This window comes from Halomicroarcula saliterrae (assembly GCF_031624395.1).
In the GTDB taxonomy this organism is placed as follows: domain Archaea; phylum Halobacteriota; class Halobacteria; order Halobacteriales; family Haloarculaceae; genus Haloarcula; species Haloarcula saliterrae.
Genome location: NZ_JAMQON010000004.1, coordinates 337,408 through 358,744 on the forward strand (window position 1 = coordinate 337,408; position 21,337 = coordinate 358,744).

The following is a 21,337-nucleotide window of genomic DNA, read 5'->3' on the forward strand; positions in this document are numbered from 1 at the left end:
GACACGGCCGCCGTGTCACAGCCCGCTGTGCAGTTCCGAAAGACCTTGGCCTTCCGGCCGTCGCGAACCGGCGGGTTCGCTCAGTCCTCGAGGACGATCTCGATGGAGACGTCGTTGGGCACCTGGATGCGCATCAGCTGGCGCAGGGCCCGTTCGTCGGCATCGATATCGATGAGGCGCTTGTGGACGCGCATCTCCCAGTGTTCCCACGTCGCGGTCCCCTCACCGTCGGGGGACTTGCGGGTGGGGACTTCGAGCGTCTTGGTGGGGAGCGGGACGGGGCCCGACAGCTCGACCCCCGTCTTCTCGGCGATCTCCCGCACGTCGGCGCAGATGTTGTCCAGGTCCTCGGGACTCGTGCCCGCGAGCCGAACGCGTGCCTGCTGGGACATGTGTTATCGCTCGTTGACGCTGAGGACTTTGCCAGCGGCGATGGTCTGACCCATGTCGCGGATAGCGAACGAACCGAGCTCCGGAATCTCGGAGGACGGCTCGATGCTGAGCGGTTTCTGGGGTCGGACCGTCACGACGGCAGCGTCCCCGTTCTGGATGAAGTCGGGGTTCTCCTCGGCGACCTCGCCGGAGGACGGGTCGATCTTCTTGTCCAGCGACTCGACCGTACAGGCGACCTGTGCGGTGTGAGCGTGGAAGACCGGCGTGTACCCCTCCGTGATGACGGATGGGTGCTGCATCACGACGATCTGGGCCTGGAAGGTCTCGGCGACCGACGGCGGGTCGTCGGCGGGGCCACAGACGTCACCGCGGCGGATGTCGTCCTTGCCGACGCCGCGGACGTTGAACCCGACGTTGTCACCGGGCTCGGCCTTGGGGACTTCCTCGTGGTGCATCTCGACGGTCTTGACCTCGCCGGCGACGTCAGACGGCTGGAAGCTGACGTTGTCGCCGGTGTTGAGGATACCCGTCTCGACGCGGCCTACGGGGACCGTACCGATGCCGGAGATGGTGTAGACGTCCTGAATCGGCAGTCGGAGCGGCGCGTCCGTCGGCGGCTCCGGAGCCGGCAGGTTGTTGAGGGCTTCGAGCAGGATTTCGCCGTCGTACCAGCCCGTGTTGTCGGACTCTTCGGCGATGTTGTCGCCCTCGAACGCGGAGATCGGGATGAACTCGGCGTCGTCGGTGTCGAAGCGGACCTGGTTGAGGAGGTCCTTGACCTCTTCGACGGTCTCCTTGTAGTCGCCCTCGGCGTAGTCGACGAGGTCCATCTTGTTGACGGCGACGATGAGTTCGCCGATGCCCAGGGTGCGGGCCAGGAAGACGTGCTCCTGGGTCTGTGGCTGGACACCGTCGTCGGCGGCGACGACGAGGACAGCGTTGTCGGCCTGGCTCGCGCCCGTGATCATGTTCTTCACGAAGTCGCGGTGGCCGGGACAGTCGACGATGGTGAAGTCGTAGGTGTCCGTGCTGAACTCCTGGTGGGCGATGTCGATGGTGACACCGCGCTCTCGCTCTTCGGCGAGGTTGTCCATGACGTAGGCGAACTCGAATCCGCCCTTGCCTTTCTCCTCGGCCTCTTCCTTGTGCTGTTCGATGACGTGCTCGGGGACCGACCCTGTCTCGTACAGGAGTCGGCCGACGAGCGTGCTCTTACCGTGGTCGACGTGGCCGATAATGGCCAGGTTCTGGTGTTGTTCGTCGCTCATGTTGTTTCTCACGCGCAGAGGCGCTGTATCGGAGTCTTTAGCCGGTGGTTCATAAAACGATTTCGAAAGTCCTCGCCACGCATAGCGTCGCCGTCTGGCGATTTGAGAGAGTGTGACGCGCATGGGGTCCGACGGGTAGACGGCGCCTACTCTAGCCGGCCGACGTCGGCGAGCACCGCGCTGGCGGTCTCCGGGCCGCCCGCACCGCGGCCGGAGATGTTGAGCCGTCCGGCGTGTTCGGTCTCCAGCTGGACGATGTTTCGCGTACCAGTGGGAGCCAGCGGCGCGTGTTCGGGGACGAGACGCGGGCCGACGCGGACCTCGCCCTCGACGACCTCGGCGATGAGACGGACGGTCCGCCCGTCCTCGGCGGCCAGTTCGAGGGCGCTGCCCTCGATATCCTGAATGCCTTCGACCTCGGCGTCGTCGAGCGTGTACTCGGTCCCGTCGTCGGCGAGCACGTTCGCGACGATGACGCCTTTCAGCGCGGCGTCGGTGCCGTCCACGTCGAAGGTCGGGTCGGCCTCGGCGACGCCGAGGTCCTGCGCCTCCGCGAGGACGTGTTCGTAGCCCAGCCCCTCCGCGCCCATCCGCGAGAGGATGAAGTTGGCGGTGCCGTTGAGCACGCCCCGAACCGCGGTGATGTGTTCGGGGTCGAAATCGTCGATGGTGGAAAGCACCGGCATCGCGCCGCCGACGGTCGCCTCGAACAGCACCGAGCCGTCGCTCCCGCGTTCGAGTTCGCGCACGTCGGCGTAGCGTTCGGCGACCGGCCCCTTGTTCGCGAGCACGACGTGACGGTCCCGCTGGAGCGCCGTCTCGACGTGGCCGAAGCCGGGCTGGGCGTCACCGAGGGTCGTCGGCGTCGCCTCGACGAGCACGTCGTAGGGGCCGTTCACGGCGTCCACCGGGTCGTCGTCGCCGACGAGGCCGTCGGTCCCCTTGCGCTCGAACGCCGCCTCGACGTCGATACCGTCGGAGTCGACAGCGGCGCTCCGGGAGTCGGCGTAGGCGGTGACGGTGTGGCCGTAGTCGGCGGCCAGTTCCGCGACCGACGACCCCACGGCACCGGCGCCCAGCACGGCGAGTCTCATAGGTCACCCCCGGCACCGAGCGGTTCGATGACCCGCAGCTCCTTTTCGGCTGCGACCTCGCGGACGGTGTCCATCACGCCCTCGGCGGCGTCCCGTTCGGTCGCCAGACGGATGCGCGCACTGGAGGCGTCTTCGGTTCCTTCGGGGGCGGACAGAGAGAGGTCCGTCACCGTGGCGTTGGTCGCCTGCTGGATGCGCGAGACGGTGTCCGAGAGGTCGGTGTTGATGAGATGGCCCGAGAGGACGACTGTCATGGCCTCACTGTACCGCTCCGCGCCGGCCTGAATGACGTTGATGCCGGCCTCCCGCAGCGCCTCCACGATGCCCTCGAAGCGCTCTGGCGTCGCCTCTAGGTCGACCTCCACGGGGATGTGGCCCCGCGGGGTCAGGTTCCCCCGTTCGTGGAAGATAGAGAGGAGGTTCCCGCCGTTACTGGCGATGGGTTCGAGCGCGTCCAGCAGCGCCCCCGGCTCGTCGACGAGTTCGAGCCGAACTGTGTAGGACCGAACCTCGTCGGTCGAGTCACTCATCGCCCGCTCACCTCCGTTCGCGTCCTCGGTTTCATTACCGGAGACTCAAAGCGGGTAGCTATAAGAATCCCGCCGTTTCGGACGGCCGACGGAGAGGCCGGCGACCCCGTCGACTACGGGAGATACCGCTCGTAGAGCTCGTCTATCCAGTCGTTGTACGCCGCGCCCTTCGGCGACCCCCAGGGGTTCCGGGAGAAGTAGTACACCGCCGCAAACAGGGTGGCTATCCACAGCGCGACCGCGGGCGGGACGACCAGCCCCCAGATGACTGTCGACGTGCCGGCGATGAGCGCCGCCACGAGGAGGTCCACGAGCTGGTAGAGTCGCCTAGACATACAGGGCGTTTGTCGCCGGGCCGCCTAAGCCTACTGGCGGCGCTGGCAGGAACAGAAGGGATAGCAGAGAGCATCCCGCGCCGAGCGAAGCGAGGCGCGGTTTCTTCGGACACGAGCGAAGCGAGTGTCCGCTTTTTCGCCCACGTTTTCCAGGAGTCCTCTCACAGTCGTTCGAAAGGCGCACAGCGCCTTTCGTGATGACGAGAGAGCTTCGCTCTCTCGGACCACGGCGCGAAGCGCCGCGAGGAAGGGCGAGAAAAAGGTGGCTTAGAAGTAGTCGATAGCGGCGGGCAGCTCCGTCTTCATGCCCTTGCGCTCTCGGATCTCCGTGATCTTCTCCGGCTGGAGGTTGTCGGCCATGACCTGGAAGCCGGCGTTCTCGGTGTTCCAGGAGGCGCGACCCTCGGTCGCGCTGCGGATGTCGCTGGAGAAGCCGATCATCTCGTCGACGGGCGCGACGCCCTCGACGACCATGAGGTCACCCTCCTGGTACATGTCGTCGACGCGGCCACGTCGGCCCTGAATCTCGCCGGACGCCGCGCCCATGTGGTCGTTGGGCACGTCGATACGGACCTGCTGAATCGGCTCCAGCAGCTTGATGTCGGCGTCGATGAGGGCGTTGTGGACGGCCTCCCGAACGGCGGGGATGACCTGTGCCGGACCGCGGTGGATGGCGTCCTCGTGGAGTCGGGCGTCGTGGAGGCGCAGGAGCGACCCCTGCACCGGCTCGGCGGCCAGCGGGCCGTCGTCGAGGGCCTCTTCGAGCCCCTCGATGACGAGCTCCATCGTCTCGTTGAGGTGCTGGATACCCTTCGTCTCGTCGAGCAGGATGTTCGTGCCGTGGATGTGCTCGATGTTCTGGGAGTCGTCCTTGTCCATGCCGGCCTCCTGCAGCGCCTCGCGGCGCTCCAGTTCGGGCATGTCCATGGACGCTTCGCCCATCTTGATGGTCTCGACGATGTCCTCGCTGAGCGGTTCGACGGTGATGTAGAACCGGTTGTGGTTGTTCGGCGAGCGGCCCTCGACCTCGCGGGACTGACTCTGTACCGCTTCGCGGTAGACGACGATCGGCTCACCGGTGTTGATCGGGATGCCCTGGTTGCGCTCGATACGCTGACCGATGACCTCCAGGTGGAGCTCACCCTGCCCGGAGATGAGGTGTTCGCCGGTGTCCTCGTTGATCTCGATCTGGATGGTCGGGTCCTCTTTGGCGACCTGCTGGAGCGTCTTGATGAGGTTCGGCAGGTCGTCCATGTTCTGTGCCTCGACGGACTTCGTGATGACGGGCTCCGAGATGTGCTCGATGGACTCGAAGGGAGTCATCTCGACCGAGGAGACGGTGGAACCGGCGATGGCGTCCTTGAGGCCGGTGACGGCGGCGATGTTCCCGGCGGGGACGTGGTCCACTTCCTCGCGCTCGCCACCCATGTAGATGCCGACGCTCTGGATGCGGTTCTTGCCCGCAGTCCCGGAGACGTACAGCTCCTGACCCTTCTCCAGCGTCCCGGAGAAGACACGCCCGGCGGCGATCTCGCCGGCGTGGGGGTCGACACCGATGTCGGTGACCATCAGGACGACTTCGCCGTCCTCGTTGACCAGCCGCATGTCGTCCGCGAGGTCGGACTCGGCGTCGCCACGCCAGATGCGCGGAACGCGCATCGGCTGGGCGTCGACGGGGTTCGGGAAGTGCTCACACACCATGTCCAGCACGACGTCCGACAGCGGGGAGCGCTCGTGGAGCTCCTGGCGCTTGTCGGCGCGTTCGAGCTCCATGATCTCGCCGAAGTCGATACCGGTGCGCTGCATCGACGGCATCGAGACGCCCCACTTGTACAGCGCGGAGCCGAAGCCGACGGTGCCTTCCTCGACGGAGACCGTCCAGTCCTCGATGTCGTCCATCTCCTCGGTCATCCCGCGGATGAGCTCGTTGACGTCGTCGATGACGTTGAGGAGTCGGTTCTGCATCTCTTCGGGGCCTTCCTGAAGCTCGGAGATGAGGCGGTCGACCTTGTTGATGAACAGCGTCGGCTTGACGCCCTCGCGCAGGGCCTGCCGGAGCACCGTCTCGGTCTGGGGCATCGCGCCCTCGACCGCGTCGACCACAACGAGCGCGCCGTCGACGGCACGCATCGCCCGGGTCACGTCGCCGCCGAAGTCGACGTGGCCGGGGGTGTCGATGAGGTTGATGAGGTGGTTCTGGTCCTCGTACTCGTGGGTCATCGAGACGTTGGCCGCGTCGATGGTGATCCCGCGTTCCTGCTCGTCTTCCTCCGTGTCCATGGCCAACTGTTCGCCGGCCGTGTCGTCGGAGATCATGCCTGCCCCAGCGAGCAGGTTGTCCGTCAGCGTCGTCTTACCGTGGTCGACGTGAGCCGCGATGGCGATGTTCCGGATGTGCTCCGGGTCGCTCATCAGTGTCTCACATTCTTGTACGATCTTTTTGCGTCGGCCCATTATACAGAATCGTATCAACAGGAGGGTCAAAAGGGTAGTGTTTCCACGTGAGCGTGTCAGCGACACGCGAACGGGGACGCTCGACGGGGAGCGACCCTGTCGCGCGGACTGGCGGTATTTCGCCGGCAGGAGGGTTCGAAACACGGTGGCGGAACCTGTGAGTACGGCTCACACAGCAGGTCACAGTATCACACGGTAGCGAGAGATAGCTTTACTCTCCAAGGCCGTGTGTATCAGGTCGTGATTACCACGGTCGACGCGCTCGTTTACGGCGCCCTCGCCGTCGTGTTGCTGCCGGCTCTGGCGTTCGTACTGGCCCTGTTGCGGTACTTCCGTCTCAGTCGGAGTCTGCGCCACGCCGGCCGAGTAATGGGAGTCCGATGGTGGGACACCAGCCCGATACTGCTGGTCTGTGGGGTTGTCGTGGTCGTCTACGTGGTCGGTGACCCGCCCGTCGAGGGGGAGCCGGGACGCGCGTGGTTCCTGCTCTCGGCGGCCCTGTTGCTGATGGGCGGCCTCGGCGCGGCGCTGGCGCTGGGGTACCTCGACGAGTACCGGGAGCTGTCAGGCGGTACCGAGGCCGCCGGGAGCGCCGGAGAGGGACCGACCGTGCTCACCGGCGAGGCGACCGTCCACGAGGGGCAGGTTCGGGGGGCGCTGTCCGACGAGCCGGCGCTGGTCACGACCCTGCGGGTGACGGAGCCGCGCGGGAGCCCGCTCCGGCGGGTCACCGCGGAACGGCACTACGAGCGGGTCGACGCCCGGTTCGCGCTCGACGACGGCACCGGCACCGTGGTGGTGGCACCGAGCGACGGCGCCGTCCGGCTCTGGGGGCCCAACGAGGCGCACTCACCGGTGACAGTCGTCCAGACGCCCGAGGAGACACACGCGTCGACCGTCGAGGCCGTCTGTGACCGGCTCGGCCTCGACGCGGACCGTGAGCGGACGTACACGGAGCGTCGACTCACCCCCGGTACCGACGTGACCGTCCTGGGAACCGTCAGCCGGGACCCGACGGTCCGGTACCCCCTCGTCGACGACGGGGAGCGCCGGCTAGTGGTGTTTCTCGGTGATATCGACGCGGTCCGGTCGGCCGTCGCCGGCCGCGCCCGGTTCGGGACCGCGCTCGGTCTCCTCGGCCTCGCCGTCGGCGTTCCCGGGACGCTGGTGACCGCCGGCGTCCTGTAGCCGGCGAGGAGTCGTCGAGTCCCGTGGTAACTCCCCGCAAGAATAATAGCCGTACGACCCCTCTGTACGCCCGAATGAACGTACACGTACAGGGCGGACCGGCCGAACCGTTTCTCGGAGCGCGGAACCTCTTTTCGACCGAGTACGACCTCGACCGACCGGTGACGGTACAGGTGCGAGCGGACCCGGACGAGCGCACGCGCGTCAGCCACGACGCGGCGGGCCACCGGCTGACCATCTCCCGGCAGGCGGCCACGAGCGCGATGGCCCGCGAACTCGCCCTCCACGAGTTCGCCCACATGCACCACAACGAGCGGGGCCACCCCTCGCACACGCAGTCGACGAAAGAAGCCATCTACCTCGCGCTGGCCGGCCACAGCGTCGAGCAGCGCAAGCTCACCCACTGCTACCAGATCGCCAACCACATGAAGGACATCTACGCCGACGACGTCTGGATGGCGCTGGTCTCGGGCGAGAAGCTGGTGGCCTTTCTGGAGGCGAGCCTCGCGGCCGCCGTCTCGGACCGCCCGGGCGGCCAGCCCGGCTGGACCCAACTCACGCCCGCCGCCGACCCCGACATCACCGCGGTCAACGCCGCCTTCGCGCTGGCGCTCGTCGAGCGCCACGACCTCGTGAGCGAGGGCCACATGCTGTACGACCTCGCCCACGCGGCCGCACAGGACGCCGACGGTATCGATTTGGCGGAGTTCAAGGCCTACTTCGCCGGCCTCTCGCCGGACCCCGACGAATCGGAGTTCCGGAAGGCGCTGGTCGACGTGACCAGAGCCTACGCGACGGCCGGGAGCGGGCCGGCCGCGGACTAGAGCAGGCCCGCCAGCGGCCAGCACGCGAGCAGGACGCCCAGCGCCACCACCGGATAGTCCCACCGACCGAATGACATCTCGGGCGGGGTGGGGTTCCAGGCGAAACAGCGGGCTCGGAGCGCGAGCGAGAGCCGGTCCGACCGCGAGAGCGACCGCGCCAGCCCGACGACGGCGATTCGCTTCGCGCGGTCGACGACCGAGCGACGCTCGCCCCCGCGGGCCTGGATGGCCTCCCGCACCGTCAGCAGGTCCCGTCGGAGGACGGGCAGGAAGCGAAACGTCAGCGCCACGCCGACGCCCAGTGCCTGTCCCGTCCGGCCGGGAACGTAGCGCTGGATGACCGCCCGGCTCTCCCGAACCGGCGTCGTCCTGACGTACACCGCGCCGACGACCAGCACCAGCGCGACGCGCGAGACGGCCAACAGCGACGCGACCCCTCTCTCCGGGTCGACCCACGGCTGTGTCACCGACAGCGCCGCGGACAGCGGTGCCAGCAGGAGGATGACGAAGACGAACCAGTACCCCCGGAGGACGGTCACCGGGGAGAGGCGGCCCGCGAGCAGTACGACTCCCGCGAGGCCCGCCAGCGCGAGGAGTCGGCGTGGCGTCGGCTGGGCGAACGCGGCGACGGCGAAGCCGAACTGACAGGCGAGCTTCGACCGGGCGTCAAGCCGGTGGGCGACCGTCTCGCCGGGGCGGTAGGTCAGCATCCGCCGTCGACACCGTGGGGTTCGAGGTCACCGAGGTCGGCCGGCGACCCGTCCGCAACGACCCGGCCGTCCGCGAGCGCGACGACGCGGTCGGCTCGCTCGCGGAGATCACGCAGGTCGTGGGTGACGACGACGATACTCGTGCCCGCCTCGTGAAGGGAGTCCAGGCGCGAGAGGAGCGAGCGTCGGGCCCGCAGGTCCAGACCGGCGAAGGGTTCGTCCAGCACGAGGTGGGTCGGTTCCATCGCCAGCGCGCCGGCGATGGCGACGCGGGCCTGCTCACCGCCCGACAGCGCGTCGACGTGGTCGTCCTCGCGACCGCCGAGGTCGACCGCGTCGAGCGCCGACGCGACGCGGCGGTCTATCTCCCCGCGGTCGAGCCCGAGGTTCTCCGGCCCGAAGGCCACGTCCGCGCCGACGGTGGCGGCGACCAGCTGGTCGCGGGGCTGCTGGAACACCATGCCGATACTCGTCCGCGCGGCCAGGGGGTCCACGGTCACGTCCGTTCCGTCGACCGTGACAGTGCCGGACCCGGGCTCCAGCAGGGCGTTGAAGTGGCGCACGAGCGTCGTCTTCCCGCTGCCGTTGGGGCCGACGAGCAGGCAGAACTCGCCGTCCGGGATGGTCAGCGAGACGCCGTCCAGCGCGACCGCGTCGCCGAACCGGTGAGTGAGGTCGTCGACCGCTATCATGCGGTCGCCTGCTGGCGGGCGAGTACGCCCCCTTTCACCAGCGCCAGCGTGGCGGCGATCTTGATGAGGTCACCCGGCAAGACGGTGACGGCGCCCCCGATGAACGCTTCGGTAAACGTGTTCGCGGTCGAGAGCGCCAGCCACGGGACGCCGACGGCGTAGATGACCGCGAGGCCGGCCAGTAGCGCGCCGGCCTGCACCGGAAGCGAGACCTCGGTCAGCGGTCTCGGCTCCAGTCCCCGGTGGACGATGGCCCCGATGACGACCGCCGCGAGCAGGAAGCCGACGAGGTAGCCGCCGGTCGGCCCCAGCAGGTAGCCCAGCCCCGCCGCGCCGCCCGAGAACACCGGTGCGCCCGCCACGCCGACCAGCAGGTACAGCGTGAGCGCGAGCCCGCCCCAGCGCGGCCCGAGCAAGAGGCCGGCGAAGTAGGCGCCGAAGACCTGAAACGATATCGGCACCGGGAGCCCGGGCACCGGTATCGAGACGTACGCGAACGCGGCCGTCAACGCGGCCAACACCGCCGCGAGCGCGATGTTGGACACTGCCTCGTCGCCGACGAGTTCGACCGACTCCGTTCCGGACATATCCGTGACTGTCTCGTCAACCACAAAATAGCTAGCGGTTTACGAGCGGGGCAGAGCGGTCGCTGTGGGGCGGTGAAAACGAAATAGAACGGGCGATATTACCGCGCTGCAGCCGCGACGCGCTCTTTCTCTTCTTTCTGGTTGACCGAGTAGGTGCTGACGTCGTTGTTGGCGGCGCCGACGAGCAGGGAAGCGAGTGCCTCCTCGGCCGTGGTGGTGGTCTTGAACGAGCCACCGTAGGTACCCTCGGCGATGAACTTCAGGGCCTGGTCGACGCGGCGCTGGGGCGCGACGTCGACGGCCTTCGGGACCGAGATGCCACCGTACTTCAGGCGGACGGTCTCCTCACGGGGAGCGCTGTTCTCGACGGCCTGGACGAGCACCTGCACCGGGTTCTCCTCGGTGCGCTCGTGGACGATGTCGAAGGCGTCGCTGACGATGGTCGTCGCGAGCTGCTTCTTGCCGGTGTTCTCGTCGGTCTGCATCAGGCGGTTGATGAGCCGCTCGACGACGCTGATCTCGGACTTCTGGAACTGCTTGTTCGAGTGGCGCCCCATCGTGTGGGCGATCGGCGTCACCGCGATGTAGCGCTCCGTCGAGGGGTCCGAGTACTCGATGTCGGTGACGGACCACTTGCCGAACAACTCGGCGCGGGCGGTCTCTTCCTCGGCTGCCTCGTCTTCGACTGCCTCGTCTTCCGGTGCGTCCTCGGTCTCTGGGATGTCTTCGTCTCCACTCATGGTTATCGGACCGGTTTCTCCGCGTTACCGCGGACCAGTTCCAGCATCGAGACGCCGTTGACCTTCTCGACCTTGTAGTTGACACCGGAGAGGTCGCCCATCGCGCGACCCTTCGCGCCGCCGATGCCGGCGATAGTGACCTCGTCGTGCTCGTCGATAAAGGAGATAGCGCCGTCGCCGGGACAGAACGCGGTGACCTGCTTGCCGTTCTTGATGAGCTGGACACGCACGCACTTCCGGATCGCGGAGTTGGGCTGTTTCGCCTCGATACCCACCTTCTCCAGTACGATGCCTCGACCCTGCGGTGCGCCCTCGAGCGGGTCGGACTTCTTGCCGAGTCCGCGTTCGCGTCGCGCGTAATCCGAGTCGGACCACCGGTGTTTCTGGCGGTCCTTCTTCAGCTTGCGCGCGGCGTATTTGCCGTTTGCCATAGTACACGTCGGTATCCCGCCGAGCTACTTAAGACTCCTCTTTCGTCGTCGCCCTACTGCCCGTATGTGGCGTTCTCGCACGCGAACGACTCGCAATTGGGGCGCTGTCGAAGAACCGGACGCTCAGGTCAGCTCGATGCCGTCGATGTCGAAGTGCCGGCTCGCCAGCCGGCGGGCCGCGTCGATGTTGCGGCCCTCGCGGCCGATAGCCGCGCCGTGGTCGTCCTGTGGGACCTCGACGTAGGCGACGGTGTCGCCGTTCTCGGAGATGGTGACATTGTAGACGGCGGCGGGCGCGAGCGCGTTGGCGACGAAGTCCTCGGCCAGCTCTGCGTCCTCGATGAGCTTCACCTCGCGGCCCAGTCGCTCCTCGACGCGGCCCACGGTGTTGCCGCCGGGACCGATGGCGTCGGCTATCTGGCCGCGCTTGACGAGGTACACCACCTGGTCGTGGTCCTCGTCGACGACGCAATCCCGGACAGTGACGCCGGCTTCGTCCTCGAAGAGGGCGACCAGTCGTCGTGCTTCGTCCGAGATTTCGACGCCCATCAGTCCTGCGTCGTACCCATGCGGAGGTCGACGTCCCCCGTGCCGAGCTTGATGGGTTTGCCGACGATGACGTTCTCCGTGACGCCGTCGAGCTCGTCGACCTCGCCGTGGATGGCGGCGTCGAGCAGGTGGTTCACCGTCACCTCGAAGGCGGCCCGCGCGAGCACGGAGTCCTTCGAGCCGGAGATGCCGTGGCGGCCGATGGACTCGATGGTCCCCTCGTTGGTCATGATATCGGCGACCAGCATGAGGTGGCGGACGTTCACGTCGTCCAGCCCCTGCTCTTCGAGCGTGTTCATCGTCTCGTTGATGAGCGTCTCGCGGGCGGCCTCGACGCCGAGGCTCCGGTAGATCTCGTGGATGTTGTTACACGTCGTTCGGGAGGCGTCGACGCCCTCGATGCCGAGCACGTCGCCGAAATCGGAGCCCTCGGTGTAGAGGACGAACTCCTCGCCGTCTTCGAGCTCTTCCTTGCGGATGACGACGCGGGATATCTCGTCGATACCCTTGAAGACGATGTCGCGCAGCTCCTCGACCAGCTGGAGCAGGTCCCGATAGCTGGGCTCTTCGGGGCCGAACTCGATGACGGTCCCGGCCTGTCGGGTCTGGACGCCGAGGTTCGATTCGATGGTCTCGGCGATCTCCTCGGCGATGGCCTCGGTGTCGTTGACGGTGGGCCACCGCTCCTGCAGGGTCTCCTCGTTCAGGTCGATCTGGACGAGCATGTCCGCGACGTTCGTCGAGATGTCACCCAGCGCGAGGATGCGCGTGGCCTCGATCTTCCAGACGACCTCGTGGGCCCGCTCGCGGTTGTCGGCGTACTCCTCGTCCAGATGGACGGTCATCATCGGCGTGTCGGGCGTCTTGCGGGCGTCGACCAGCTCGATGAGCCGGGGGAGCCCCTGAGTCACGTCGATTTCGGCCACGCCGGCGTAGTGGAACGTGTTCATCGTCATCTGCGTTCCGGGTTCGCCGATGGACTGGGCCGAGACGGTGCCGACCGGGTCCAGCGGGTCGACGCGGGTCTGCATGTAGCGGGACTCGACGGCCTGTGCGATTCGGTCGGCGTCCTCGACGCCGACGCCGCGGGCCTCGACCGTGCTGTACACTTCGTCTTTCAGCCGGCGCGGGAGCTCCGTGTCCTCGACGACGGCTTCGATGTCTTCGGATACCATGGTCAGTCATCACCCTCGGCCATCCACCAGTCGTCGGCGTGTTCCGAGAGGTTGGTCCGCTCGGTCTTCTGTCCGAGGAAGCTCTCTTTCTGTTTCTCGCTCTCGAACTCCTCGCTGAGGACGCTGTCGGCGATCTGCTCGACGTCGACGGCGGCCTCTTCCTGGCTGGAGGAGACGTCCACCGGCGAGGTACCGTCCTCGCCGAACTCGAACTGGACGATGGTGTCGCTCGTGTCCCGGACGGTGCCGTCGTACTGCGTCTCCAGTTCGGAGAGCGCGTTGATGAGCCGGCGCTGGAGGTAGCCGGACTTGGAGGTACGGACGGCCGTGTCCACCAGCCCCTCGCGGCCACCCATGGCGTGGAAGAAGAACTCCTTCGGGCCGAGCCCGGAGCGGTAGGACGATTCCACGAAGCCGTGGGCGTCCGAGGAGAGGTCGTCCTCCTCGAAGTGGCTCAGGGTTCGGTTCTCGTAGCCGCGGTTGATTCGCTCGCCGCGGACTGCCTGCTGGCCGACACAGCCGGCCATCTGGGTCAGGTTCAGCATCGAGCCACGCGCGCCGGACTCGGCCATCACGACGGCCGGGTTGTCGTCGTCGAAGTGGTCCTCGGCGATGTCGCCGGCGGAGTCACGGGCCTTGCCCAGCGTCTGCATTATCTTCATCTCGAGGGTCTCGTCGACCGTGCGGCCGGGCAGCGATTCGAGGTCGCCCCGGTCGTAGGTCTCGATGAGCTCCTCGACGCGGTCGTAGGCGTTGTCGATGGCGTCGTTGATCTGCTCTTCGGCCTCGCGGGGAATCGACTCGTCGTCGATACCGATGGAGAAACCGAAGTGCATGATCGAACGCATCGCCAGCGCGGAGATCTCGTTGACCAGGATTCGGGCGCGGGTCTTCGAGTAGTCCTTGGCGATGGTGTCGACGACTTCGCCGCCGAAGGCACCGACGGCGTCCTCGTCGATGGTGCCCGAGACCATCTGGCCGTCCTCGATGACGACGTTGTCGCCGGCCGAGGAGGTGAAGTCCAGATTGAGGTCGTCGGGCAGCAGTTCCGAGAACAGCGAGCGACCGGTCCAGTAGACCTCGCCGGTCTCGTCCTCGCCGTCGGGCTCGGGCAGCTCGTCGATGCGGGTCGCACGCAGCAGGTCGAGCGCCTGCGTCTCGTTGAACTGCGGGTTGGTGTGAGTCAGCAGGTAGGTCCCGCTGATGTGGTCCTGAATGGCGCCGATGATGTTCTCCCCGAAGCGCGGCGAGAGCATCTGTTCCTGGACGCGCATGAGGACCCGGGCTTCGGCGCGGGCCTCCTCGTTTTGCAGGGCGTGCATGTTCATCTCGTCGCCGTCGAAGTCAGCGTTGTACGGCGGGCAGACGACGGTGTTGAGCCGGAACGTCTTGTACGGCATCACGACCACTTCGTGGGCCATGATGGACATCCGGTGGAGCGACGGCTGCCGGTTGAAGATGATGATGTCGCCGTCGACGAGGTGGCGGGACACTTCCCAGCCGGCCTCGACCTTCTCGGCGAGCTCCTCGCAGTTCTTCTCGGTGACCTTCAGGCGACGGCCGTCCGGTCGGCGGACGTAGTTGGCGCCCGGGTGGCCCATCGGTCCGTTTGCGACGTAGCGACGGGCGTTGTCGAGGTTGCGCTCGTTGACGTTCATCGTCTGGGTCATCTCCCGGGCGACCCGTTCAGGGACGCCGACCTCGTTCAGGCTAAGGGTCGGGTCGGGCGAGATGACGGTACGGGCCGAGAAGTTCACGCGCTTCCCGGACAGCGAGCCACGGAAGCGCCCTTCCTTGCCTTTCAGGCGCTGGGAGAGGGTCTTGAGCGGGCGGCCCGAACGGTGGCGGGCCGGCGGCGTGCCCGAGATCTCGTTGTCCATGAACGTGGTGACGTGGTACTGCAGCAGTTCCCAGAGGTCCTCGATGATGAGCTGTGGCGCACCGGCCTCGCGGTTCTCCATGAACCGCTGGTTGATGCGGATGATGTCCACGAGCTTGTGGGTCAGGTCGTCCTCGGAGCGCTGGCCGTTGTCCAGCGTGATCGAGGGGCGAGCGGTGACCGGCGGCACCGGCAGCACCGTCAGAATCATCCACTCGGGCCGGGAACGGTCGGGGTTCATGCCCAGCACCTCGATGTCCTCGTCCGGGATGTCCTCGAACCAGTCCCGGATGTCGGAGGGCATCAGCTTGTTCATGTCCTCCTCGGTCAGGTCGACGGAGAGCGCCTTCTCGATGGCCCGGCGGTCGTCCTGTCGCGGGCGGAAGTCGCCGCTGATTATCTCCTGGACGCGGCCGCCGTCGATACCCGTCTCGTCGGCGAGGTCGGTCGGGGCGATTCGCTCGTCGGCCTCCTCCATCGCCTCGGCGATGCGGGCGGGGTAGTCCGCCGACAGCACCTGCTGCACCTCGTAGTACGTCGTCGGTTTCTCGTGTTTGATGTCGTACTGCTTCTCGCCGCAGAACGGACAGCGGTCCTTCTTGCGGGCCTGCCGGATGGCGGCCTTGGTCACGTCGTTGAGGTCGCGACCGAGGTCCCGCGTCCGCGTGAGGCGGTCGCGGAACTCCTCGCGCTCTTCCTCGTCGAGACAGAGCCGGGAACACTCCCGGCAGGTCCCCCGAAGTAGGCGGCGGATGAGCTTCGCGAACCCGACGTGGATGACCGGCGCGGCGAGTTCGATGTGGCCGAAGTGACCGTTACACGACCCGCTGTGTTTGCCACACGTCTTGCACTCCAGCCCCGGGTCGATGACGCCCAGCCGCGGGTCCATCAGCCCCATGTCGATTGGGAACCCGTCGTCGTCGTAGGTGTCGGCCGTAATCACTTTGGTGGCCGACATCTCGCGGTACTCCTCGGGGTCCATCAGCCCGAAGCTGAGTTGCCCGATCTCCTGTGGTGTTTGCTGTGAGCTCATGCTAGACTGCGTCCTCCAGTTCGATTCGCGGGGCGATTCCGAGCGCCTTCATCTCGTCGAGCAGGAGCTTGAACGCGTAGGACATCTCGACCTCGTGGATGTCGGTCTCCTCCTCGCAGTTGGGGCAGTAGATACGCCGCTGTTCGACGTTCTCGACGGCGGTCATCCCGCACTTGCCACAGACGTTGATCCACTCGCGGTCGGACTCGTCGAGCAGGCGCTCCTTGAGCGCCATCGCCGCACCGTGCCCGATGAGCACGTCCCGTTCCATCTCGCCCACACGCAGGCCGCCCTCGCGGGCGCGCCCCTCGGTGGGCTGGCGGGTGAGCACCTGCACCGGCCCGCGAGAGCGGGCGTGCAGCTTGTTCGAGACCATGTGGTAGAGCTTCTGGTAGAAGATGTCGCCGACGAAGATGTCCGCGTCGATCTTCTCGCCGGTGACGCCGGAGTACATCGTCTCCTTGCCCGAGGAGTCGAAGCCGTGAGACTCCAGCGAGCCGCGGAGTTCCTCCTCGTCCTCGCCGGTGAAGGCGGTCCCGTCGACGCGCCGGCCCTCCAGCGCACCGACCTTCCCGCCGATCATCTCGAGGATGTGGCCGACGGTCATCCGCGACGGCAGCGCGTGCGGGTTGATGACCAGGTCCGGCACCACGCCCTCCTCGGTGAAGGGCATGTCTTCCTGGGGCGCGATGTGGCCGACGACGCCCTTCTGGCCGTGCCGGCTGGCGAACTTGTCCCCGAGTTCGGGGATTCGCTCGTCGCGAACGGAGACCTTCGAGAGCTTGGAGCCGTCCTCGCCCTCCATCAGGGTCACCGTGTCCACGACACCGGACTCGCCCGAGCGCATGGTGACGCTGGTCTCGCGTCGCTTCTGGGGCGACAGGCCGCCCATGTCGTCCGGTTCTTCGAGGAACCGTGGCGGGCTGGTCTTGCCCAGCAGGACGGCGTTCTCGCCGACCTTCGTCTCGGGGTTCACCAGCCCGTCGTCGTCCAGGTGGGTGTAGGCTTCTTCGCCGCGAGCGCCGCGCACGTCCTCGTCGGGCATCTCGAAGCGGTCCTCCTGCCCGCCGGGGTAGCGCCGTTCCTCGCCCTCGTAGGTCCGGAAGAAGTGGGAGCGAGCGAGCGCGCGCTCGACCGACCCCTTGTTCATGACCAGCGCGTCCTCGATGTTGAACCCCTCGTAGCTCATGACGGCGACGACGAAGTTCTGTGCCGCGGGGCGGTCGTCGTAGCCGATCTGTTCGGTCGTCTGGGTCTTGACCATCGAGAGCTGCGGGTAGTGCAGCAGGTGCTGGCGCGTGTCCGGCCGGATGCGGTAGTTCGCGCTCGGCAGGCCCAGCGACTGCTTGATCATCCCCGACCCCATCGTAATCCGCGGGGAGGCGTTGTGCTCGGGGTACGGAATCATCCCCGCACCGATACCGAACATCAGCTGCGGGTCGACTTCGAGGTGGGTGTGGTTCTCGGTGAGTTCGTCTTCGTCGACGCCGACGAGGATGTCCTCCTCTTCCTCGGCGTCGATGAACTCGACGAGCCCCCGCTCTACGAGCTCCTCGAACTCGATGTCGCCGTTCTTGACGGCCTCGACCTGTTCGTCGGTCATCAGCGGCTCGCCGTTCTCGACGACCAGCAGCGGACGGCGAGCACGGCCCGCGTCGGCGTTGATGATGACCTCTTCGGTGCGACCCTTGACCGAGACGTTGACCATCTGGGAGACGTCCCCCCGGCGTCGGGCCTGTCGCACCTGTTCTGCGAGCTGTTCGGGGTCGGGATGGGTCCCGACCAAGCTACCGTTGACGTATACCTTGGCTTCTCGACTCTGACTCATATTAGTCGTCCGCGGGCTGCTGTTCGATCGATTCGATACCGGGGATGCCCTGGACCCCCATGTCCGAAAGTTCCTGTTTGAGGTCCTGTGCGTCCGCGACGTCCTGTGACAGCTCCATCGCCTGTGCGAAGTTCTTCACGAGTCCGCAGTTCGGGCCCTCCGGCGTCTCGGAAGGACAGATGCGACCCCACTGGGTCGCGTGCAGGTCCCGCGCCTCGAAGTGCGGCTGGGAGCGGGAAAGCGGCGAGCGCAGACGGCGAAGGTGTGAGAGCACACCCATGAAGTCGGTACGGTCGACGAGCTGGGACACCCCAGAGCGCCCGCCGACCCAGTTCCCCGTCGCGATGGGGTGTTCGAGCCGCTCGGTCAGCACGTCGGAGCGGACAACAGTAGAAACGGAGAGCTGCCGATTTCGCATGTTCGCGCGTTCGAGCTGGTACTTCACGTCCCGGGCGAGCTTGTTCAGCGCGGTCCGGAACAGGTCGGTCATCAGGTCGCCGCTGACCTTCAGGCGCTTGTTGGCGTAGTGGTCCTTGTCGTCGGCCTCGCGGCGTTCCAGAGCGAGCTCGAAACACGCCTCGGCCATCCGGCAGAGGTAGTACGCCTTGTTGATGCGGACCTCTTCCTCGTCGACGCCCTCCTCGTGGAGGTGTGGCAGGAGGTAGCGGTCGATGACGTAGTTGGCCCGTTTGAGCTGGTAGTTCTTGCCCTGGCCGCTGGCGACGCGCTGTCCCAGCGTCTCGATGGCTTCCTCGGTCGTCTGGACCTCGGCTTCCTCCAGATTCTCGAGCATGAACTTCACGATTTCGGGGTCCTCGCTGACGCGGTGGACGATCTCCTCGTCGGATTCCAGACCCAGCGCGCGCACGAGTGTCACGAAGTCGATGCTCCCCGAGACAGACGGGAACGAGACTTCGAGCAGCCCGTCGCGGGTCCGTTCACAGAGCACGAGAGCGCGGTAGCCACGGCGCTGTGAGAAGGTCTTGGCGACCTGCACTTCGTCGCCGTACTTGGTGTCGTACTCGGCGAGAATCTTGTTCGGCGCGAGGTCCTCGCTGGTCATCAGGACTCGCTCGGAGCCGTTGACACAGAAGTAGCCGCCGGGGTCGGCGGGGTCCTCGCCGATGTCGATGAGCTCCTCGTCGGTGAAGCCGGCGATGTTGCACTTGTTCGAGCCGACCATGATGGGCATGCGCCCGATCTTGGTCTCGGTGCGGTCGACGACTTCCTCGGGTTCCTCTTCGCCGCCGCGGACGATGGCCATCTCCATGAACACCGGTGCGGAGTAGGTGATGTTCCGGAGGCGGGCCTCCTGGGGGTAGAGGAGCTCTTCGCTCCCGTCGGCCTCCCGGACGCGGGGCGTGACGACGCGGACGTCGCCCAGTTCGACCCACACCGGCTCCTGGCCTTCCTTGTCGCCGATGTCGGTGTCGATGGTCTCTTTCTCGTCGACCACCTGCTGCATCCCCCGGTCGAGGAAGGCGTTGAACGAGCGGAAGTGGTGTTCGGCGAGCCGTTCCTTCGCGAAGTATTCGCGCGAGATTGCGCGTCGGTCCTGTGTGTTCATTATTCGACCACCAGTCGATAGACGACGGCGGTATCGGTGGTTCGCGAGTCGCGTTCGATGCGGATGACATCGCCGACCTCCGCGTCGTCCGGGAGTCCCGGGTCGGCGCGTTTGATCTTCGGGAGGTCGGTCTTCTTGATGTCGTACTCGTCGAGCACTGCTTCGAGGTCAGCCTCGTCGACGACGCTGTGGTCGGGAACGAGGTCGTGTTGACTTACATCTACCATGTGTGTGTGCGTGCGTGGGGCCTGTGGCTGGAGAAGGTGGCTGTCACGAGATACTACAGGTCGCTATAGTCGGGACCCTAATAACACTTACCAACTTGGCCTGCAGTAGCTACTGGGCCCCCGCGGCCGCCGGGGAGAATGGCGTTCGATATCACGGGCTTCTCCCAGAACAGATATAGAGGTTTGGGTCGAGTCAAGTGGACCCATGACAGGGCGCCGTCCTTTGGAAAGCCTTAATACTACGACCGGGATACGATTGAGTGCAGCAAGGCAGCGTGCCCGGATGGTGTAGTGGCCCATCATACGACCCTGTCACGGTCGTGACGCGGGTTCAAATCCCGCTCCGGGCGTCTTCTACTGCGGACAAATCGGCGAGCACCGCGTAGCGTGTGCTCGCCATCGTGAGCAGGTGAACCCGGAAGGACTGCGACCGACTCGGCCAGCCACGCGTCGCACGGATTGCTGTAGTTCCGTACCGGTATCGTCGACAACTGGATCGGGCGAGTCCCGGTACACAGCGACACCGTCAGGCAGTGCCGACGGATGCAGAACGGCTTCGCTCGTGGACGTAACCGGAGAGTGCCCCGAGCGGGACGACGACCAAGCCCGACGTGAGCAGCGCGACCACGGCGGCGTACAGGCCGACGACGAAGAGACCGGTAATGTCGCCGGTCGAAAGGGAGCCAAACTCCACGAACTCCGCTGTGACGAAGTACAGCGCCACGCCGACGCCGCCAGCTGGGTAAGAGAGCAAGGCGGTGAGGCTGCCGGCGACGGCACCGAACTGCGGGGTGTCAACTGGGAGGAAGCGCCACGTGAGAACGCCGATCGGGAACGAAGCGAGGACGAACGGGGGGATGTACACCACGTATATAGAGAGCTGATCCATAGCGTAGCCGCCACCGAAGTACAGCGCTGGCACCGTCGTCAAAGAGAGAAACGCGATTGCAGCCAACACACCGGCCGTCGTCATCGCGTAGCCACCGCCGATATCCCGCCGGCTCGCCAGCGGGAGGCGACCGGGACCGTACCGCTTGCACAGCGTCACCAAGCGGTGGAACGATGGAGCGCTCATATCGAAGTTACTATCCTGCAATATATATTGGCAACGGTGCTGGTACCGAACCGAGAGGACGAGGCCGACTACTCGAACGGGTAGTCTGGGACCGGTATCGTCGACCACTGGATCGGACGACCACCACAGTAACCCGTATCACCAGAACTGCCGCGCCAGATACCACTCGTATCCGTACCCCACCAGCGCGCCCAGCGGAGCGATGATGGCGGCGGTTCCGACGGCTCCGAAGAAGAAGACGAGGCTAGCGATGAGGACGAACTGGCCGAGGGCGTCGGACGGTGCAGACACTCCCGCTAGGATTCCGAACACGGCCGCCAGGACGAGCAGTGAGGCGAATGCGGTCACCACACCGGCGACGGCACCGCGGCGCGGCGTCGGCTCGTCGGGCACGAGCCACCGCCAGACGACGGTGCCGGCGACAACGGCGACGAGCGGCGTGACCACCAGCGGGGCGACTGTCAGCAGGTCCCACTGGAACGTGGACCACACGATGCCGGGGTCGGCGAACACACGGTCGGGGTTAGAGAGGACCAACCGTGTCACCATCATCGCGTGGAACAGAACGTTAGCGAGCAGCGCGGCGACGCCGGCGACGAGGCCGGCACCGACGTCGCGGCGGGACACGCCGAATCGGGACCGCTGGAGGGCGGACATACCTGGTGGTACGCAGTCCACGAACAAATCCCTGCCCGTCTGTCACGTTCGGTCGGGAGCGGCGAGTCACAGAGCGACGCACCTAACCGGGCCGGTCCCCT

21 protein-coding genes and 1 tRNA gene are annotated in these 21,337 nt (G+C 66.4%); 3 read left to right on the forward strand and 19 right to left on the reverse strand.

Annotation, left to right across the window (positions count from 1 at the left end; translation table 11 throughout):
* Nucleotides 1-80 precede the first annotated feature (80 nt).
* From rpsJ to NDI56_RS15510, 6 genes are all read right to left on the reverse strand, one after another.
* On the reverse strand, nucleotides 81-392 hold the full coding sequence (gene rpsJ, locus NDI56_RS15485) for a 30S ribosomal protein S10 (RefSeq protein WP_262174971.1): 312 nt from the start codon (nucleotides 390-392) through the stop codon (nucleotides 81-83).
* 3 nt (nucleotides 393-395) lie between these two features.
* Nucleotides 396-1,661, reverse strand: a complete 1,266-nt coding sequence (tuf, locus tag NDI56_RS15490; protein ID WP_310920554.1) for a translation elongation factor EF-1 subunit alpha — start codon at nucleotides 1,659-1,661, stop codon at nucleotides 396-398.
* 146 nt (nucleotides 1,662-1,807) lie between these two features.
* Nucleotides 1,808-2,755 (reverse strand): homoserine dehydrogenase, encoded by a 948-nt coding sequence (locus tag NDI56_RS15495; protein ID WP_310920555.1) that lies wholly within the window; start codon nucleotides 2,753-2,755, stop codon nucleotides 1,808-1,810.
* Nucleotides 2,752-3,285 (reverse strand): amino acid-binding protein, encoded by a 534-nt coding sequence (locus NDI56_RS15500; RefSeq protein ID WP_310920556.1) that lies wholly within the window; start codon nucleotides 3,283-3,285, stop codon nucleotides 2,752-2,754. The genes NDI56_RS15495 and NDI56_RS15500 overlap by 4 nt, the downstream gene beginning before the upstream one ends.
* A 113-nt stretch (nucleotides 3,286-3,398) precedes the next feature.
* Entirely contained in the window at nucleotides 3,399-3,620 is a 222-nt protein-coding gene (locus NDI56_RS15505) for a hypothetical protein (RefSeq protein ID WP_310920558.1), read from the reverse strand.
* 267 nt (nucleotides 3,621-3,887) lie between these two features.
* Nucleotides 3,888-6,074, reverse strand: a complete 2,187-nt coding sequence (locus tag NDI56_RS15510; RefSeq protein WP_310920559.1) for an elongation factor EF-2 — start codon at nucleotides 6,072-6,074, stop codon at nucleotides 3,888-3,890.
* 240 nt (nucleotides 6,075-6,314) lie between these two features.
* On the opposite strand from NDI56_RS15510, the gene NDI56_RS15515 reads away from it, so the two are divergent.
* Complete coding sequence (locus NDI56_RS15515; RefSeq protein ID WP_310920561.1) at nucleotides 6,315-7,262, forward strand: GIDE domain-containing protein; 948 nt, start codon at nucleotides 6,315-6,317, stop codon at nucleotides 7,260-7,262.
* 74 nt (nucleotides 7,263-7,336) lie between these two features.
* The gene (locus NDI56_RS15520; protein WP_310920563.1) at nucleotides 7,337-8,086 is read left to right on the forward strand and encodes a DUF5781 family protein; all 750 of its coding nucleotides are present in this window, start codon (nucleotides 7,337-7,339) and stop codon (nucleotides 8,084-8,086) included.
* On the opposite strand, the gene NDI56_RS15525 is transcribed toward NDI56_RS15520, so the two are convergent.
* The 11 genes from NDI56_RS15525 to NDI56_RS15575 form a co-directional block, all read right to left on the reverse strand.
* A complete protein-coding gene (locus NDI56_RS15525) occupies nucleotides 8,083-8,796 on the reverse strand; it encodes an energy-coupling factor transporter transmembrane component T family protein (RefSeq protein ID WP_310920564.1) in 714 nt (237 codons plus the stop codon). The two genes, NDI56_RS15520 and NDI56_RS15525, sit on opposite strands and share 4 nt — an antisense overlap.
* Entirely contained in the window at nucleotides 8,790-9,488 is a 699-nt protein-coding gene (locus tag NDI56_RS15530; RefSeq protein WP_310920565.1) for an energy-coupling factor ABC transporter ATP-binding protein, read from the reverse strand. Before NDI56_RS15530 ends, NDI56_RS15525 begins: the two co-directional genes overlap by 7 nt.
* On the reverse strand, nucleotides 9,485-10,075 hold the full coding sequence (locus tag NDI56_RS15535; RefSeq protein WP_310920566.1) for a biotin transporter BioY: 591 nt from the start codon (nucleotides 10,073-10,075) through the stop codon (nucleotides 9,485-9,487). Before NDI56_RS15535 ends, NDI56_RS15530 begins: the two co-directional genes overlap by 4 nt.
* A 98-nt stretch (nucleotides 10,076-10,173) precedes the next feature.
* The gene (locus NDI56_RS15540; RefSeq protein ID WP_310920567.1) at nucleotides 10,174-10,815 is read right to left on the reverse strand and encodes a 30S ribosomal protein S7; all 642 of its coding nucleotides are present in this window, start codon (nucleotides 10,813-10,815) and stop codon (nucleotides 10,174-10,176) included.
* Between the two features lie 2 nt (nucleotides 10,816-10,817).
* On the reverse strand, nucleotides 10,818-11,246 hold the full coding sequence (locus NDI56_RS15545; protein ID WP_220589566.1) for a 30S ribosomal protein S12: 429 nt from the start codon (nucleotides 11,244-11,246) through the stop codon (nucleotides 10,818-10,820).
* Nucleotides 11,247-11,369: 123 nt separating this feature from the next.
* Entirely contained in the window at nucleotides 11,370-11,795 is a 426-nt protein-coding gene (locus NDI56_RS15550; RefSeq protein ID WP_310920568.1) for a NusA-like transcription termination signal-binding factor, read from the reverse strand.
* Nucleotides 11,795-12,970: a DNA-directed RNA polymerase subunit A'' gene (rpoA2, locus tag NDI56_RS15555; RefSeq protein WP_310920570.1), complete on the reverse strand. Its 1,176-nt coding sequence runs from the start codon at nucleotides 12,968-12,970 to the stop codon at nucleotides 11,795-11,797. The genes NDI56_RS15550 and rpoA2 overlap by 1 nt, the downstream gene beginning before the upstream one ends.
* Before the next feature lie 2 nt (nucleotides 12,971-12,972).
* Nucleotides 12,973-15,882: a DNA-directed RNA polymerase subunit A' gene (locus tag NDI56_RS15560; RefSeq protein ID WP_310920572.1), complete on the reverse strand. Its 2,910-nt coding sequence runs from the start codon at nucleotides 15,880-15,882 to the stop codon at nucleotides 12,973-12,975.
* Nucleotide 15,883: 1 nt separating this feature from the next.
* Nucleotides 15,884-17,710, reverse strand: coding sequence for a DNA-directed RNA polymerase subunit B (gene rpoB, locus NDI56_RS15565; RefSeq protein WP_310920574.1), 1,827 nt, complete (start codon nucleotides 17,708-17,710; stop codon nucleotides 15,884-15,886).
* 1 nt (nucleotide 17,711) lies between these two features.
* Entirely contained in the window at nucleotides 17,712-19,277 is a 1,566-nt protein-coding gene (locus tag NDI56_RS15570; RefSeq protein WP_310920575.1) for a DNA-directed RNA polymerase subunit B'', read from the reverse strand.
* Complete coding sequence (locus tag NDI56_RS15575) at nucleotides 19,277-19,504, reverse strand: DNA-directed RNA polymerase subunit H (protein WP_220589559.1); 228 nt, start codon at nucleotides 19,502-19,504, stop codon at nucleotides 19,277-19,279. The genes NDI56_RS15570 and NDI56_RS15575 overlap by 1 nt, the downstream gene beginning before the upstream one ends.
* Nucleotides 19,505-19,781: 277 nt before the next feature.
* On the opposite strand from NDI56_RS15575, the gene NDI56_RS15580 reads away from it, so the two are divergent.
* Nucleotides 19,782-19,854, forward strand: a tRNA-Asp gene (locus NDI56_RS15580).
* 176 nt (nucleotides 19,855-20,030) lie between these two features.
* Here NDI56_RS15580 and NDI56_RS15585 read toward each other — a convergent pair.
* On the reverse strand, nucleotides 20,031-20,579 hold the full coding sequence (locus NDI56_RS15585) for a hypothetical protein (RefSeq protein ID WP_310920576.1): 549 nt from the start codon (nucleotides 20,577-20,579) through the stop codon (nucleotides 20,031-20,033).
* A 138-nt stretch (nucleotides 20,580-20,717) separates the two neighbouring features.
* Nucleotides 20,718-21,236 carry a hypothetical protein gene (locus NDI56_RS15590; protein WP_310920577.1) on the reverse strand — a complete coding sequence of 173 codons (519 nt, stop codon included), beginning with the start codon at nucleotides 21,234-21,236 and terminating at the stop codon, nucleotides 20,718-20,720.
* Nucleotides 21,237-21,337: the final 101 nt, after the last annotated feature.